The sequence below is a fragment of the Limosilactobacillus galli genome, from assembly GCF_947381495.1.
In the GTDB taxonomy this organism is placed as follows: Bacteria; Bacillota; Bacilli; order Lactobacillales; family Lactobacillaceae; genus Limosilactobacillus; species Limosilactobacillus galli.
This window is the reverse complement of the sequence record NZ_CANCWK010000042.1, coordinates 1-15433: the sequence shown is the minus strand read 5'-3', so window position 1 is coordinate 15433 and position 15433 is coordinate 1. Positions and strand designations below refer to the sequence as shown.

15 protein-coding genes, 5 tRNA genes and 1 riboswitch are annotated in these 15433 nt (G+C 51.3%); of the genes, 3 read left to right on the top strand and 17 right to left on the bottom strand.

Annotation, left to right across the window (positions count from 1 at the left end):
- Positions 1-99: 99 nt before the first annotated feature.
- The 4 genes from QOS10_RS07760 to QOS10_RS07745 form a co-directional block, all read right to left on the bottom strand.
- A complete protein-coding gene (locus QOS10_RS07760; RefSeq protein WP_283594881.1) occupies positions 100-2595 on the bottom strand; it encodes an ATP-dependent Clp protease ATP-binding subunit in 2496 nt (831 codons plus the stop codon).
- A gap of 13 nt (positions 2596-2608) precedes the next feature.
- A complete protein-coding gene (locus tag QOS10_RS07755; protein WP_283594883.1) occupies positions 2609-3076 on the bottom strand; it encodes a CtsR family transcriptional regulator in 468 nt (155 codons plus the stop codon).
- Positions 3077-3218: 142 nt separating this feature from the next.
- Positions 3219-4241 (bottom strand): alcohol dehydrogenase AdhP, encoded by a 1023-nt coding sequence (gene adhP / locus QOS10_RS07750; protein ID WP_283594880.1) that lies wholly within the window; start codon positions 4239-4241, stop codon positions 3219-3221.
- Between the two features lie 229 nt (positions 4242-4470).
- Positions 4471-5154 carry a matrixin family metalloprotease gene (locus tag QOS10_RS07745; protein ID WP_283594879.1) on the bottom strand — a complete coding sequence of 228 codons (684 nt, stop codon included), beginning with the start codon at positions 5152-5154 and terminating at the stop codon, positions 4471-4473.
- A gap of 181 nt (positions 5155-5335) precedes the next feature.
- Here QOS10_RS07745 and QOS10_RS07740 point away from each other — a divergent pair, with 181 nt between their 5' ends.
- Positions 5336-5917, top strand: coding sequence for an SDR family NAD(P)-dependent oxidoreductase (locus QOS10_RS07740; protein WP_283594878.1), 582 nt, complete (start codon positions 5336-5338; stop codon positions 5915-5917).
- Positions 5917-6096 (top strand): SDR family oxidoreductase, encoded by a 180-nt coding sequence (locus tag QOS10_RS07735; protein ID WP_283594877.1) that lies wholly within the window; start codon positions 5917-5919, stop codon positions 6094-6096. The genes QOS10_RS07740 and QOS10_RS07735 overlap by 1 nt, the downstream gene beginning before the upstream one ends.
- Before the next feature lie 98 nt (positions 6097-6194).
- Here QOS10_RS07735 and QOS10_RS07730 read toward each other — a convergent pair whose 3' ends face one another.
- The 13 genes from QOS10_RS07730 to QOS10_RS07670 form a co-directional block, all read right to left on the bottom strand.
- On the bottom strand, positions 6195-7571 hold the full coding sequence (locus QOS10_RS07730; protein WP_283594876.1) for an NAD-dependent succinate-semialdehyde dehydrogenase: 1377 nt from the start codon (positions 7569-7571) through the stop codon (positions 6195-6197).
- A gap of 258 nt (positions 7572-7829) precedes the next feature.
- Positions 7830-7903 (bottom strand) — tRNA-Pro (locus QOS10_RS07725).
- 53 nt (positions 7904-7956) lie between these two features.
- Positions 7957-8030, bottom strand: a tRNA-Arg gene (locus QOS10_RS07720).
- Positions 8031-8035: 5 nt separating this feature from the next.
- A tRNA-Gly gene (locus tag QOS10_RS07715) sits at positions 8036-8107 on the bottom strand.
- A gap of 100 nt (positions 8108-8207) precedes the next feature.
- Positions 8208-8289 (bottom strand) — tRNA-Leu (locus tag QOS10_RS07710).
- A gap of 3 nt (positions 8290-8292) precedes the next feature.
- Positions 8293-8365, bottom strand: a tRNA-Val gene (locus QOS10_RS07705).
- 68 nt (positions 8366-8433) lie between these two features.
- The gene (locus QOS10_RS07700) at positions 8434-9075 is read right to left on the bottom strand and encodes a deoxynucleoside kinase (protein ID WP_283594875.1); all 642 of its coding nucleotides are present in this window, start codon (positions 9073-9075) and stop codon (positions 8434-8436) included.
- 108 nt (positions 9076-9183) lie between these two features.
- Positions 9184-10677, bottom strand: a complete 1494-nt coding sequence (locus QOS10_RS07695) for an amino acid permease (RefSeq protein ID WP_283594874.1) — start codon at positions 10675-10677, stop codon at positions 9184-9186.
- Positions 10678-10761: 84 nt separating this feature from the next.
- Positions 10762-10934, bottom strand: a riboswitch (Lysine riboswitch).
- A gap of 12 nt (positions 10935-10946) precedes the next feature.
- Positions 10947-11396, bottom strand: a complete 450-nt coding sequence (locus QOS10_RS07690) for a GNAT family N-acetyltransferase (RefSeq protein WP_283594873.1) — start codon at positions 11394-11396, stop codon at positions 10947-10949.
- A gap of 68 nt (positions 11397-11464) precedes the next feature.
- On the bottom strand, positions 11465-12139 hold the full coding sequence (locus QOS10_RS07685; protein ID WP_283594872.1) for a phosphatase PAP2 family protein: 675 nt from the start codon (positions 12137-12139) through the stop codon (positions 11465-11467).
- A 57-nt stretch (positions 12140-12196) separates the two neighbouring features.
- On the bottom strand, positions 12197-12664 hold the full coding sequence (locus tag QOS10_RS07680; RefSeq protein ID WP_283594871.1) for a threonine/serine exporter family protein: 468 nt from the start codon (positions 12662-12664) through the stop codon (positions 12197-12199).
- Positions 12665-12678: 14 nt separating this feature from the next.
- Complete coding sequence (locus QOS10_RS07675; protein WP_283594870.1) at positions 12679-13434, bottom strand: threonine/serine exporter family protein; 756 nt, start codon at positions 13432-13434, stop codon at positions 12679-12681.
- Positions 13435-13539: 105 nt separating this feature from the next.
- Positions 13540-14187, bottom strand: a complete 648-nt coding sequence (locus QOS10_RS07670) for a metal-dependent transcriptional regulator (RefSeq protein WP_283594882.1) — start codon at positions 14185-14187, stop codon at positions 13540-13542.
- Between the two features lie 216 nt (positions 14188-14403).
- Between QOS10_RS07670 and QOS10_RS07665 the strand changes: the two genes are divergently transcribed.
- Entirely contained in the window at positions 14404-15333 is a 930-nt protein-coding gene (locus tag QOS10_RS07665; protein WP_283594869.1) for a cation diffusion facilitator family transporter, read from the top strand.
- Positions 15334-15433 lie beyond the last annotated feature (100 nt).

Sequence of the window (15433 nt, the reverse complement as noted above, 5' to 3'; positions counted from 1 at the left end):
ATCAATGGTACAGCAAGTAACAAAAAACGATAAAGATAAGAATTCATCTTATCCTTACCGAATATCATAGAACCAACCATTAGAACAGCTCCCAATTCATTACTTATTCATCTTAATCAAAATCGGTTTATCCGTATCGGAGTTCTTAATCTTCATCGTCAGCTGACCTTGGTGCGCACCAATCTTGACATCATCGCCAACCTTAATCTGACCATCCAGCAGGGCCGTACTCAGGCTGTCTTCAACGTGGTCCTGAAGAGCCCGCCGCAGCGGCCGCGCTCCGTAAGCTGGATCATAACCGACCTTGGCAATCTCGTCAATTGCCGCTGGCGTAAGCTTCAGGTTGATCCCCTGCTCGGCAATCCGGGAAGTCAAGGACTTGGCCATCAGCTTAACAATCTGGTGTAGTTCCTTCTTGTTAAGCGAGTGGAAGATGATGGTTTCATCAATCCGGTTGAGGAATTCTGGCCGGAAGTGCAACTTCAACTGCTGCCGGATAGCCGCGGCCATGGCATTGTAATCGTGGCTCATATCCTTGGCGCCAAAGCCGACTTCTTTTTCATCCTGAAGCTGAGTTGCCCCCAGATTGGAAGTCATGATAATGATCGTGTTCCGGAAGTCCACCTTACGGCCCTTGGCGTCGGTCAGATAGCCATCATCCAAGACCTGCAGCAAGAGGTTGAAGACGTCTGGGTGGGCCTTCTCGGCTTCATCCAAGAGTACAACGGAGTACGGGTGCTGACGAACCTTTTCGGTCAGCTGGCCCCCTTCGTCGTAACCCACGTAGCCTGGCGCGGCACCAATCAGTCGGCTGGTACTGTACTTCTCCATGTACTCGGACATATCGATCCGGATCATGTTGTCTTCCGAGCCAAACATGGCCTCGGCCAGCGCCTTGGCTAATTCAGTCTTTCCGACCCCGGTTGGCCCCAAGAACATGAAGGAACCGATTGGCCGGTTGGGATCCTTAAGGCCGCTGCGAGCCCGCCGGATAGCCTTAGCCACGGCACTAACAGCTTCGTCCTGGCCGATCACCCGCCGGTGAAGAACCCGTTCAAGGTTGACCAGCCGTTCACTCTCGCTCTTCTTCAGCTGCGTCAACGGAATACCTGTCCATTCAGCCACAACCTTAGCAACATCTTCACCGGTAACTTTCAGGCGGTAGCCGCCCTTTTCTGCTGAACGGTGTGCCAGCTCTTTCTTCTGCCGGTCGAGTTCCGCCTTCAACGTCAGTTCATCCCGGCGGAGCTGAGCAGCCCGATCAAAGTTCTGGTTCTCAATGGCCGTTTCCTTGGCAGTGCGCAGGTCATCCAGCTTGCTCTCAAGTGATGGCTGCCGGTCTTTCTTCTCTTCGGCGTCGATCCGGACCATGGCTGCCGACTCATCCATCAGGTCAATGGCCTTATCCGGCAGGAAACGATCAGAAATATAACGGGAAGAAAGCTTGACCGCTTGTTCCAGGGCATCATCCGTAATCTTAACGTGGTGGTGTTCCTCGTACTTTGGCCGCAAGCCCTTCAGAATGTGGAGAGCAACCTCTGGCGTCGGCTCATCCACCTGAACGGTAGCAAACCGCCGTTCCAGGGCCGCATCGGATTCGATATGCTTCTGGTACTCGTCCAGGGTAGTCGCCCCGATCGTCTGCAGTTCGCCTCGGGCCAGGGCCGGCTTCAGAATGTTGGAAGCATCGATGGCCCCCTCGGCCCCACCGGCACCGATCAGGGTGTGCAGTTCATCAATGAAGAGGATGACGTGCCCATCATTTTGGATCTCCTCAATAACCTTCTTCAACCGGTTTTCAAATTCACCACGGTACTTAGTGCCAGCAACCAGGGAGCCCATGTCGAGGACCATCAGCCGCTTGTTGGCCAGCTCTTCTGGAACGGTCCCCGCGACCATCTGCTGGGCCAGTCCCTCGACGATCGCTGTCTTACCAACCCCGGGTTCCCCGATCAGGACGGGGTTGTTCTTCGTCCGCCGACTCAGGATCTGGATAACCCGCTTGATCTCCTTGTCCCGGCCGACAACTGGATCGAGGCGCTTGGTCCGGGCAAGCTGCGTCATGTCACGGGCAAGCTTGTCCAGGGTTGGGGTTCCCGCCGCCTGGTTATTGTTACCGTCTTGGCTGGCACGGCGCTGGACCTGGCTCTCGGAAATACCGAGCCGCCGCAGTGTTACCTTCCGGACCTGCCGCGGCAGGACGTCCAGGCTGTACAGAATCCGCGACGAAAGGACTCCTTCGTCCGCGATCAGGGCCAGCAACAGGTGCTCGGTCCCAATCTTCAGGGCATGCATCTGTTGAGCCTCCCGTCCGGCCAATGCCAAAACCTGCTTAGCTTTCGGTGAGTACGGCAGGTAGTCGGCGGGGCCGAGATCATCCATGGTTCCGTAGCCGATCAGCCGCTCGATCTCTTCACGAATATCATCGCTGGTGATTGAGAACTGCTCAAAGATCTTATTGGCAATCCCGTCCTTGTCCATCGACAGGGCCAATAGGAGGTGCTCAGTCCCCACCGCTTGGTGCTTAAAGTATTTTGCCTGTTCATGAGCAATTGCTAAAACGTGCTTAGCGCTAGGTGTAAACATGTTATCCATCTGCAATCAACCTCTAACTTTCATACCGTAATCGATTAAGAAACGAAACTAAAATCCGTGCGCGGAGTTTATTCTCCATATTGGTATCATCAACTGCTAAAGTCTGCTTCGATAGTGCCACCAGCATCAAATCGCCCTCGCGTCGCGAAATCACTTTCTCGTTGTAGAGCGTTTCTATAATCGCGAACGCTTCCCGTTCACGAATTGAATCGCCAATTGCTTGGACCAGTGAGTTTAGCACATCTACGTCGGCAAGTAAATTAACTCGCTCAATGCGGATGTAGCCGCCACCGCCCCGCTTGCTCTGGACGAGGTAACCATTCTGAATGGTGAACCGGGTCTTGATCACATAATTGATTTGTGATGGAACAACGTTAAAATGATCAGCAATTTCAGAACGGCGGATCTCGATCTGGGTGTCATCACCAAAGATTTCTTTGAGATATGCTTCGATAATATCCGAAATACTTCGGTTCTCCATTTCATCGCCCTCCATCATCTGACTAATCTTGACCATTATTTTACCATATTTTCCCCGTTTCTGCCCGTCCAACGTCCTACGAAAAAAGGGCTATAGGAAAACTTAATCTCCTATAGCTCTTAATTTATTAACTTAAATTCAATTAGTCTTCAAGGCTGAAGTCAACAACGTTCCGACCAACAACCTTGTTATCCTTCAGTTCTTGGATCATGTCATTGATTTCAGAAAGCTTACGAGTGCGAACGATTGGGTGAACCTTGCCTTCAGCACCGAATTGGAAGCATTCTGCCAAGTCTTGACGAGTACCAACCAGTGAACCGGCAACGATGATCCCATCCAGAACCGTCTTGGCAATGTTCAGCTTCATGTCACCTTGTGGAAGGGCAACGGCAACTAAGCGGCCATCTGGACGCAGGGAGTTAACGGCTTGGTCAAAGGCAGCAGTCGTAACGGCAGTAACAACTGCGGCGTGAACACCGCCAACCTTCTTTTGGATTTGTTCGTCAACGTCACCATCATGACGGTTGATAACAATTTCAGCACCGTTTTCCTTAGCAGCTTGCAGCTTGTCAGGGTTACCATCAACGGCGATAACGTGAGCGCCGAAGACGTTGTGAGCAAATTGGATACCGAGGTTACCAAGACCACCGGCACCAACGATTGATACCCATTGACCAGGCTTGATGTCAGCAACCTTCAGTGCCTTGTACATCGTAACACCGGCACAGGTCAAAGAAGTTGCTTCAACTGGGTCCAGACCTTCTGGAACCTTAACAGCGTAGTCAGCTGGAACGATGCATTGTTGAGCCATCGCACCATCAGCGGTGTAACCAGCGTTCAGGACGTTACGGCAAAGAGTTTCCCGGCCAGTCAGGCAGTATTCACAGTGGCCACAGCCCTTGAAGAACCAAGCGATTGATACCCGGTCCCCAACCTTCAGAGAGGTAACGCCAGGGGCAACCTTGGATACACGGCCGACACCTTCGTGACCGATAATCCGGCCCGGCTTCTTGCCGAAGTCACCGGCAGCAACGTGCAGGTCGGTGTGGCAAAGACCACAGTATTCCATGTCAACTAAAGCTTCACCTGGCTTGAGATCACGAAGCTTAACATCCTTAACAGTAACGTATCCATCTACTGGATCATTAATAACAGCAGCTTTCATAAGGTAAATTCTCCCTTTCAAAGACATGTTCTACTTTTCACAATTGTTATAATAGCAGAACCATCCCTGTTTTTAAAGGCTATTCCATAAGTTTTTCATCGCATCAAGTGAACCAATTACCATTAAATTAGCAATGACAGCGCTACTGCTGGATTGACTGAGGGCAAACCAATCATAAAATTAAATTATATTGCTAACTAAAAGTAACAAGATTGTGAAGCAATCACAATTACTCCCGGTGTCTATCATACAGGAGGCGAACCGTTGCCCGATCATCCTTGGTGATCCCGGTCTTGACATTGCGGGGAATCATGACACTGTGCATGTACTCCGGCGCATGGGCCAGGCCAAGCGCATGCCCCAGTTCATGCTCGGCAATCTCCGTTCGGAAAGTCCGGTTGGTATAGTCCAGCTGTCCGGCATCCAGGGTTGAGCGGGCTCGAATTAGCGCGTGGGTGTCCGGGTTATATTCTGTACTGGTCGACCCCAGCTGGGACGATACATAGCCCACGGTTGTTGTTGGGGCGGTACTAGTCAGCGACCCGTCCTGAGCAATAATATCGGCACGATCCTCGTCGCGGCACCAGCTGATATGAACCGCCCCCGTATTATTCCAAGCCCTCACTGCCCCCCTAAAGGCCGTCTGTAACGCCTTATCCCGGGTTTGCATATAGATCCGCAGGTTCCGGGTCGGCCAGCGGTAGCCTTCAATGGGGGTCGGCGTCCTGGACGGCAGGCTAAGGGTCCTGGCGCCGGCACGTGTCGCCTGGGCGGTGTTGCTCCCTGTCATCTGGCCATCTTCTGTGCTGAAGATCGATGATTGATTAATAGAAGAAATGGGATCAGCGTTAACGGGCAGACCGATTCCGACAACGGCTGCTAAAACGCTTAGCAGCAATAAAAGACGTTTCACAATTCTCACCTCTCCTAACTACTAATAATGATGGGGGATTTTTAGCTGGGAAGCAACAATTAAGGCTTCGCAAAATTATTGTAATATTTCGGTAACTTAAATTTAATTATCCATTGCCGGACTTTATTGATATCATGTAACCAACATTTTTTACAAATCATAACAAAGAGAGAGCTTATCTATGTCAAAACGACTGAACGATAAAGTAGCACTGATCACCGGAGCAGCGAGCGGCCAGGGAGCAGCTGAACCGGCCCTCTTTGTTAAGGAAGGGGCCAAGGTGATTGCCACCGATATCAACGCCAAGCTCCTCAACAAGCACGTTGATACCCTGAAAGAGCAATACGGTGACGCAATTCTGCCATTAAAGCTGGACGTTACGAAAGAAGACGAGTGGATTGACGCCGTGGCCCAGGGGATTAATAAGTTCAAGAAGATCGATATTCTGGTAAACAACGCCGGAATCGGAATCACTGACAAGACTTCCGGTTTGACCGACTCCACGGTTGACGACTGGCACCTCTTCATGGATACCAACGCCATGTCGCACTTCTTAGGGATGAAGTACGTCGTTCCTGAGATGAAGAAAATCGGCGGTGGCTCAATTATCCACATCCCATCCCTTGCCAGTGTCCAAGGGACTGCCGGGGCCCCACCTTGCACGGCCTCTAAGGGGGCTTCCCGGGCATTTACGAAGGGAGCGGCACGTGACCTTGGCAAGTTGTCAACTCCGTCCTGCCCGGCTGGATCGTTACCCCGCTGATGCAGGCCTTTACCCTCAACAAGCAACTTCTAGACTCGCTGATCGCCGGGATTCCGCTTGGCCACCTTGGTGATCCCGAGGACGTGGCCTACCCGGTCCTCTTCCTGGCCAGTGACGAAGCTAAATACGTTAACGGCGCTGAGTTAATCGTCGACGGCGGGCAATCCGTCCGGGGATAACACACAACGTCCATAAACTTGAAATACCGTTCAGAATCTCTGGGGAAATTCTGAACGGTATTTTGTATTTATCTGAATTATCGGCACTGACTTTTGTCTTATGCCTCTGGTTCGTATACCAGATGGTCATTGACAAAGGACTTGAAGCCCTGTTCAGCCAGCTCACGGCCATAGCCAGAATGCTTAACCCCGCCAAATGGCAATTCTGGAAGGGAGGCCCAGCCTGAATTAATCCAGGTCATCCCAGTTTCAATCTGTGCTGCTACCTGCCGGGCCTGCTTAATGTCCGTCCCGAAGACCGTACTTCCTAAGCCATAGCTGGAATCATTGGCAAGAGCAATCGCCTCGGCAACATCATGATACTTATAGACCGCCATTACCGGCCCAAACATCTCCTGGTCAAAAACGGGGTTATCCCGGTCAATCTCGGTTAGGATCGTCGGCATAAAGAACTGGCCTTCAAGGTCATCCACCGGCTGGTCGCCATAAACGACCTTGGCCCCGTGCTCAACCGCCAAGTCCACCTGCTTTTGCAGTTTTTCCTTGGCCTTTTTAGAATTCAGCGGGGCAAGCGTCGTGTGCGAATCCATTGGGTCCCCCATCTTAACACTGCTGAAAATTCTCTTGGCCCGGTCCAAGAATTCATCGTAGAGATTATCCGGGACCACAAAACGTTTGGAAGACGTGCATACCTGGCCGGCATTATACAGCCGGGCAGCGGGAATAACTGCGGTCAGTTTATCGATATCTGCATCAGGAAGGACGATAAAGGCATCATTGCCGCCCAACTCCATCGTACTCTTCTTGAGGCTCTTAGCAGCTTCCGTTGCCACGGCCTGGCCGCCGCGCTCGGAACCAGTGAGGCAGACCCCCTGAACACGCTTGTCAGCAATAATGGTCCCCACCTGGTCATAATCTATAAAGAGGTTCGTTAAGCTGCCATCCGGCGCCCCTGCCTCCTTTACGAGGTCCGCGAACGCCTGGGCCGATGTCGGGCAGTTCGAGGCATCCTTTAATATCATCGGGTTTCCGGCCAAAAAATTAGGAATGAAGACCCGGGCAATCTGGTAGAAAGGAAAGTTCCACGGCTCAACCGCCATCAGAACCCCGGTAGCCTGATGAAGGACGTAGGCATTGCCGGATTCAGTATAGAGCGGCGTAGGGGCCAAAAATTGATCTGCCCGTTGAACATAGTAGTCGCAGAATGACGCGCAAAGTTCGACCTCGCCTTCCGCTTCGCCAATCAGCTTCCCCATATCGTGCGTGATGAGCGTTCCCAGCTCGTGTTTCCTGTTGCGGAGTAATTCCCCCAAGCGCGTGATGACCTGTTTCCGCTCTGCCAGCTCACCGCCGCCGCGCCATCGCAGGTAAAGCCGGTGCGCAGCCGTCAGGGCCTTTTCAACCTCGGCAGCGGTGGCCTGTGGATACTCATGTTCTACTTCGTTCGTATAAGGATTAATCGTCTTATAAGCCATTTTAAAATCACCTTTCTCATTTCCACATTTGCAGCTTACAGTTCACATTGTAAGCGTTTACTTTGAGTTCCACAAGGTATTGCTCTTGTAGCTCATAAATGCACATATATCAATGCAGGCGCAGCATATGATTATTGTGAAAATTACTTTTGATGCTCAAATCGTTCACAAGGTATGAAGGTGATTTCAGGCAATTGTCGCCCAACAAAAAACACCTGTAACAACAACCCATTGGGTCATTGTTACAGGTGAGAATAGTCGGAAATACAAGATTCGAACTTGCGACCTCTGCGTCCCGAACGCAGCGCTCTACCAAGCTGAGCTAATTTCCGAAAAAAATAAGCGCCACACCCATCTCAACGAGATAACTGTCACGCTTTAATAATGCACCCAGAAGGAGTCGAACCTTCAACCTTCTGATTCGTAGTCAGACACTCTATCCAATTGCGCTATGGGTGCATAAGAGCGGAAGACGGGATTCGAACCCGCGACCCCCACCATGGCAAGGTGATGTTCTACCACTGAACTACTTCCGCATATTAAGTTTTTGACACATTCCGTATCAACAATTATAAATGTTACACGATCGAGTGGAATTTGTCAACAGCTTTTTTCAATTTAATTTCAAAAGCTGAATGCGGATGAAGGGACTTGAACCCTTACATCAAAAGATACAAGATCCTAAATCTTGCGCGTCTGCCAATTCCGCCACATCCGCATATGGAGGATACAGGGCTCGAACCTGTGACCCTCTGCTTGTAAGGCAGATGCTCTCCCAACTGAGCTAATCCTCCGAGAAATTAATTAAACTGAAACAAATCAGCTTAATTAATATATCATCATTTTACCAACCTGTCAAACCCTATTTAAGATTTAATTCTGCCAGCTTCTGATCAATCATCTTAAGAACTTGCTGTGCCGCCTGCGGATCCTCGACAAAGTCATACTTATCCCCATCGATCAGCATCTTTGGGCTCTCATCATAGCGCTTGTACCAGTCGACATAGCGCTCGTTCAGGTTCTTGTAGTAGTCGTACAGGGATGGATCATTGGCGATCTGTTCATATGACCGGCCGCGCTTCTTGATCCGCTTCAGCATGGTGTCAAAAGAGATCTGAATGGTGATCAAAAGGTTCGGGGCCTTCTGGTGAACCTGGTCCGGCAGTTCCTCCATCATGTTGTTCAATAATGATGAGTAAATATCTGATTCGGTCTCAGTAGCCCGCCCCATGTCAGCGTTCAGCTTAAACAAGAGGGCATCCTCAAAGATCGACCGGTCCAAAACGTTCAGATCGTTGCTGTAGGATTCCTTGATCTCATCCAGCCGCTTGTTTAAGAAGTAAATCTGCAAGAGGAAGCCGTACTTCTTCGGGTCCTTGTAGAAGAGCGGCAGAATCTTGTTTCCCTCGACTGATTCATAAAATGCCTGGCTGTGCAGATGGTCAGCTAAGAGTTGCGTCAAGCTGGTCTTCCCAGCGCCAATTGTTCCGGCTAAAGCAATCATTAATCATTTTCCCTTTCATAATTAGAGTCTTAAAAAACACACGATTACAATTTTAACACTAAAAAAGAAAATGGCCACCCGAAAGTGACCATATTTTGTGGTTAACAATTATTTATCCTCATCATCTGGTGCCACGTACTTTTCACCCTTAGTGCTCCGCGACAGGTCTACCTGATCCAATGGAATAATGTGGGTCCGGTAACGAACCTTGTAGTAGATGAACAATACCAGGAAGATTGGCACACTCATGTAGGAAATAAGGATGTTTTGCCAATCCCACTTGATGAAGGCGTCCACGTTTTGCCCACAGATAACGATGAAGCAGAGAACAAAGGCAAAGATCGGGCCAAACGGGAAGAATGACGACCGGTACTTCAAGTCGTTAAGGTCCCGGCCCTGGGCAAGGTAGGCCCGTCGGAACCGCCAGTGCGAGGAGGCAATCCCCAGCCAAGCGATAAACCCGCACAACCCAGAAGCATTGATCAGGTAGTTATAAGCCTGTGGGCCGATAAACTGGGTCAAGTAAATTAAGGCTGAAACCAGCATTGTCCCCAGCAGGGCGTAGATCGGAATCCCCTGCTTGTTAATGTAGCCGAAGAAGCGCCATGCGTAACCTTCACGAGCTTGGGAGAAGAGCATCCGGGTGGAAGCGTAGAGGCCTGAGTTGGCAGAAGAAACCACCGCCGTCAGGATAACCGCGTTCATGACACTGGCCGCAATCGCCAGCCCCGCCCGCTTAAAGACAATGGTGAACGGACTCATCGTGATGTTGGAAACATTTTGGTTTAACAGGTTCTTGTCGGTGTACGGCAGGATACATGCAATTACGAAGATCGTGCAGATGTAGAAGATCAGGATCCGCCAGAAGGTCGAGTGGATGGCCTTGGAGACAGAAACTTCTGGAGTGGCCGCTTCACCAGCCGTGATCCCAACCAATTCAGTTCCCTGGAAGGAGAAACCGGCGATCAGGAAGACACTGATGATGGCAGGAACCCCGCCAACAAATGGGGCCTTCTTGTAGTGGAAGTTGCTTACTCCCACGGCGTGTCCGCCCATGATTCCAAGGATAATCGCTACCCCGACAATCAGGAAGACCACCACGGTAACGATCTTGACCAGGGCTAACCAGTACTCCGTTTCACCATAGGAACGAACGGAGAGGTAGTTAATCAAAAAGATCAATGCCAACACGGTGACACTGAAGATCCATTGCGGAACCGATGGCAGCCAGTAATTCATAATAATCCCGGCCGTCGTCGCCTCCACTGGAATCGTAACGGCCCAATTCAGCCAGTAGTTCCACCCCATGGCAAAGCCAAGGGCGGGGTCGATAAACTTAGTAGCATAGGCGGAGAAGGACCCGGTCAGCGGCATGTAGGTTGCCATTTCCCCGAGACTGGTCATTAAGAAGTAGACCATCATCCCCATCACGATATAAGCGACTAGCGCCCCACCAGGTCCGGCCGTCGAGATCGCTTCACCACTGGTGATGAAGAGCCCGGTCCCGATCGTCCCCCCGAGGGCAATCATTGAGAGGTGACGTGTCCGCAGCGACCGATGAATGTGGCCGGTGGAGTGGTCACTTTGACTTGTTTCTGCCATATAACTCATTCCTCCAAATAGTAAATAAAAAAGTCTTCCAACGGGACACCCCATCAGAAGACCTGGTAATAACCACGGTAGTTCTTTTTTGGAAGCGCCCCGCATTTTAGCGACAGTCCATAACTTCTTCAGTCATGACCCAACAGATCGTCGGAATAAGCCGGAATCTGTTTCGGCATCCCTTCCTTTCACCCGCCGTGCGGTGCTCATTCACCTGTTGCGGACTACTGATAAGAGATGCAACCTCTTCATTGTTTTCTAATTATACTCTAATATTTGATCAGTGCAAGGCCTTTTTGAAAAAACCACTTGCCCTGCTCCCCATCGTCAGTCTCCTTAGCGAAATCGTTCTTGATCAGGACCCGCTGCGACCCGATGTTGTCATCATCCACCGTTGCCCGCAAGCAGTTTCCTGGTTGCAGGCGATCACAGAGCAGGCCCACTGCTGCCGTCATGATGCCCTTTCCCCAGTCGGTCCGGCAGAGTAGGTAGCCCAGTTCCCAGCAGGTCGCCGTGACTTGTTCAAGGGTCATGATCCCCACGATCTGCTTGTCACAACGAATCGTCAGCAGGTGCGTACTTTGCATCAGCATGGCCACCGCGGTTGGATCAGGTACGACCATCAGGTGGGCCCGCCGCTGCACAAGCGGATCAGCCAGAATCGCGGCAATTGCCGGACTATCACTAGGAACAGCCATATTAATCTGAACTTCTGGCATTATTTCCCCTCCTTAAAACAAAAACGAGACTGGTGAGAAAAAATTATTCTCTGCCAGTCTCAATATTACTATATTTCAGAAGTCGATAAAAACGAGATTGCTCGTAAGCGTGGTGCCCAGGCCACATAGAGCCACTCTGCCACTTGAAGCCAGGCGTAGGCCAGCAGCATGGCACTGATGGTGTCGAATGGCCAGTGAGCATACAGGTAAACCCGGGAAACCGCCAGGAAGAAGACCACAAAGACGATCAGCAGCTGGCAGATGGTCCGGGTGGCGTGCTTGCGAATCAGCGGAACCACGATCAGCAAGAGGATGGCCGCTACCAAGAAGATCCCCAGGGTGTGACCGCTCGGGAAGCTGTAGCCGTCATCGGCTGCAAGGTGTTGTGCCGGCCGGGCCCGCTTGACAATGTGCTTGAAGATCTCGCCAAGCACATCACCGCCGATAATTGTCCCCAGAGCCCACAGTGCCGGAATCTGGTAGTGTTTGAGCCACAGAACAACGGCAATAATAAGTACCCAGAGCAGGTCCATCTTGGGGCTCGCCAAGAATGACAGCAGCGTCATCAAGGCGTGGAACCAGCCCACATTTTCAATCCGCTGTCCGGTAAACAGCGACTGCAGGACGGCATCGATCATGGTGACGACCGCTGAATTAAACTTAATAAGCAGCATTAGAATGATAAAAGCACCACCACTAATGGCAAAGCGCCACCACCGGTGCTGATCGCGTTCAATAAACATATTTAATCTCCTATTTTAGTATTTAACATTAACTGAGTATACCACACTGCCCCAGTATCAACGGTTCTTTTTCACAATTTTCCAGTGATGGTAGTGGATAATTCGATTTAACAATTCGCCCAGTCCAAAGCCCAGGGTAATCGCACCGACAATAACCACCACCTGGTAAAAGTAGACCGTAACCAGGTGGTAGTTCCCAATGGCAAAGTTGCGCACCATCTTGTAGGCCTGCCCACCGGGGACAAAGGGTACTAGGGCGGGAACCTCAAAGACGATTGCTGGCATCTTCTTATGCTGCGCAGCCCACCGACTGCAGATGGCAATCAGGATGGCCGCCGTCAGGTTGCCGAAGGCCAGGCCAACCATATCCTGATAATACATCATCCAGTAGATCACCCAAACGCCCCCGCCGATGATCCCGGCCACATTGTAGGCACGAACCGGAATATGGAGCAGGATCCCGAAGCAGACCGTTGAGATATAGGAGAGGAAAAACTGGAGAAGAAGGTTTAACCAATAATGCATTTTCCTACTACCTCCTAAGCAAAGTGCAGGGCGATCACAATCGCGCTGCCGATCGAGACCGCTGTCAGGACCGCCTCAATTCCCCGGGTCGGGCCGCTGATCAGGTTCCCCGACACCAGGTCACGGGCGGCGTTGGTCAGCGGGATCCCAGGAACCAGTGGCATCACGGCCCCAATGATAATATCGTTGACACTGTGGGCCCAGCCGGCCTTGACCATCAAGACGGCCAAAAAACCAATCACCAGGGACGAGCAGAACTCCCCGAGGTACTGAATCTTGAACTTGCGGATCATGTATGAGAAGACGGCATAGCTGATTCCGCCATCGATGAAGCCCACCCAGGAGTCCCGGTAGTCACCCGTAAAAACGATCATGAGGGCCATGCTCAAGACAGCAGCGGCCAAGGCTTCCACTAGGTTCTGGTACCGGTACGGGCCCTGGCGATCGACCCACTTCAATTGGGCATATGCTTCGGGCAGGGTGATCAGCCCCTGGGACATTTCCCGGGAAATTTCATTCACGGCCGTTACCTTGCTCAGGTCGTTCTTCCGCCGCCGAATATTCATCACCATGGCATTAGGCAGGCTGTTGGCCCCGAGGACGATTCCGGTTACCGTGGTGAAGGCCTGAAAGTCCTGGAGACCGGCCGCACGGGCCATCCGATGCAGGGTATCATTGACCCGTTCCATGTTGGATCCATTTTCAATGAGGAGCCGGCCAGCCAGGGAACACGTCCGGAGTGCCAGGCGCCGACGTTTTTTCGTTAGCATATGCCCACTTCCTTCAAAATGACTCTAATTAAAAAGTACCACTAACAATTTAACTTGTCAGCAGTACCCTTTAGATATTTATGATAAGGAAGTAATTCCGCACCACTATTTGATAAAGATATTATGTGCGGCCTTGTAGGAAACACTGATCTGGTGGTCGTCGCCAGCCTTGGTGATCACAATCGGCCCTTCAAATGGTTCGTGCCGGATAACCTTGACCTTGTCCTGTGGCCGTAGGTTGAGCTCTTCGAGGTAGGTCAACAGTTCATGATTATCCAGGAAACGCTCCAATTCAACCTCTTCACCATCGTCAGCGTCCGCCAGCAAGCGGTGGCTGACATCCGGAAAGTGGCCATTGGCAGCGGGAATTACCCCGCCATGCGGGCAGTTCTGCGGATGACCGAGGAAATTATCGAGGGCGGTGGCCAGGCGATCACTGGTCTGGTGTTCGAGAATCTCAGCCTCCGAGTGCACGTCCGCAAAATTATAATGAAGTTTGTCTACCAAGAAGGTTTCCCAGAGGCGGTGTTTGCGAACCAGTTCGGCGGCATAGCACTGCCCCTTCGCCGTCAGCGTGATTCCCGAGTACGGTTCGTGGACAACCAGTCCCTCATCCGCCAGCTTGGAAATCATCTCGGTGACGGACCCGGCCGCGATGCCGAGGCCTAGTGAAATTTCTTTGTTCGATACCTTTTTGTGACTGCCGCCAAGCTCAAAAATAATTTTTAAGTAGTCTTCCTTCATTGGAGTCAACATCAATTCACCTCTAGATAAAAATTCCGGCCTTCGAACGGTCACGAAAATAAATATACTCCTCGCCAAATATTGAACACAATAATATTATAGCATATCATGAAAGGGTAGTTTGGAAACCCTAACTTTTCAGTTAGTAACATTTAGCTATTATAATGCTATGGGGTTAAAAATTGCAACGCAACAATTTTTTAATTAAAGGAGAGACCATTAATAATGGAAGAAAAGATTACCGGCAAACGTTTCTTAGCGGTTACCCTGTTGAACGTTTTAATCACCATTGTTGAAATCATCGGGGGTCTGGTTTCCGGCAGTCTGGCCCTGCTGTCCGATGCCTTTCACAACATGGGGGATTCCTTTTCGATCGTCCTCGGCTACTTTGCCCAGCACATCGGGGGCCGGCCCGAAACCCGGCAGCGAACCTATGGCTACCGGCGGGCGGAAATCCTCTCGGCCCTCACCAACAGCCTCCTGCTGATCATCATCGCCATCTTCCTGATCGGCGAGGCAATTCAGCGGTTGGATCATCCCCAGTACATCAACGGCGGGATCATGCTGACCGTAGCCATCATCGGTCTGCTCGCCAACCTGGCGTCGGCTGTGCTGCTGCATTCCGGCAGTCACAACAGTCTCAACGTGAAGGCAACCTACCTGCACGTCTTGAGCGACGCCCTCTCCTCAGTCGCCGTTATCATCGGCGGGGTCATCCTGACCTTCGTCAATGTGCCTTGGCTTGACCCGGCGCTGACCATTGCGGTGGCCCTCTACATCGCCTACGAATCCTGGCCGATCATTGTACAGACCATCAAGATCTTGATGCAGGAATCACCTAACCTGAACTATGAAGCGATTGCCAAGGATGTCAAGCAGGTTCCCGGTGTTGAGGATGTCCACCACGTCCACGCCTGGATGATCGACGAGCACCGGATTATCTTCTCCGCCCACCTCAACTGCAAGGACTTGCCATTAAGCCAGGTAGAGAAGATCTACAGCCAGGTTGAGGATATTCTCCGCCACAAGTACGGCATCTGCCACATCACCCTGCAGGCGGAATGCAGTCGGGGACGGGATGAGGAACTCTTCAATACCCCCGTCGATGAGGAACACGTTATCAAGGAAGGCGGCTACAAGAAGCACCAGCATTGATGGCGAAATTCGTTATTTTACGAAAGTCAACCACCACGCCCTAAAGGACGTGGCTTGTGAGCAAACACCCTTCTGATGAGTGCTTGAACCACAATTTGCA

Coding starts and splice junctions, on each gene's coding strand:
- QOS10_RS07665 (WP_283594869.1), top strand. CDS start 14,404: ATGGAAGAAAAGATTACCGGCAAACGTTTCTTAGCGGTTACCCTGTTG.
- QOS10_RS07755 (WP_283594883.1), bottom strand. CDS start 3,076: ATGGAGAACCGAAGTATTTCGGATATTATCGAAGCATATCTCAAAGAA.
- QOS10_RS07740 (WP_283594878.1), top strand. CDS start 5,336: ATGTCAAAACGACTGAACGATAAAGTAGCACTGATCACCGGAGCAGCG.
- adhP (WP_283594880.1), bottom strand. CDS start 4,241: ATGAAAGCTGCTGTTATTAATGATCCAGTAGATGGATACGTTACTGTT.
- QOS10_RS07695 (WP_283594874.1), bottom strand. CDS start 10,677: ATGGCAGAAACAAGTCAAAGTGACCACTCCACCGGCCACATTCATCGG.
- QOS10_RS07760 (WP_283594881.1), bottom strand. CDS start 2,595: ATGGATAACATGTTTACACCTAGCGCTAAGCACGTTTTAGCAATTGCT.
- QOS10_RS07700 (WP_283594875.1), bottom strand. CDS start 9,075: ATGATTGCTTTAGCCGGAACAATTGGCGCTGGGAAGACCAGCTTGACG.
- QOS10_RS07730 (WP_283594876.1), bottom strand. CDS start 7,571: ATGGCTTATAAGACGATTAATCCTTATACGAACGAAGTAGAACATGAG.
- QOS10_RS07680 (WP_283594871.1), bottom strand. CDS start 12,664: ATGCATTATTGGTTAAACCTTCTTCTCCAGTTTTTCCTCTCCTATATC.
- QOS10_RS07675 (WP_283594870.1), bottom strand. CDS start 13,434: ATGCTAACGAAAAAACGTCGGCGCCTGGCACTCCGGACGTGTTCCCTG.
- QOS10_RS07690 (WP_283594873.1), bottom strand. CDS start 11,396: ATGCCAGAAGTTCAGATTAATATGGCTGTTCCTAGTGATAGTCCGGCA.
- QOS10_RS07735 (WP_283594877.1), top strand. CDS start 5,917: ATGCAGGCCTTTACCCTCAACAAGCAACTTCTAGACTCGCTGATCGCC.
- QOS10_RS07685 (WP_283594872.1), bottom strand. CDS start 12,139: ATGTTTATTGAACGCGATCAGCACCGGTGGTGGCGCTTTGCCATTAGT.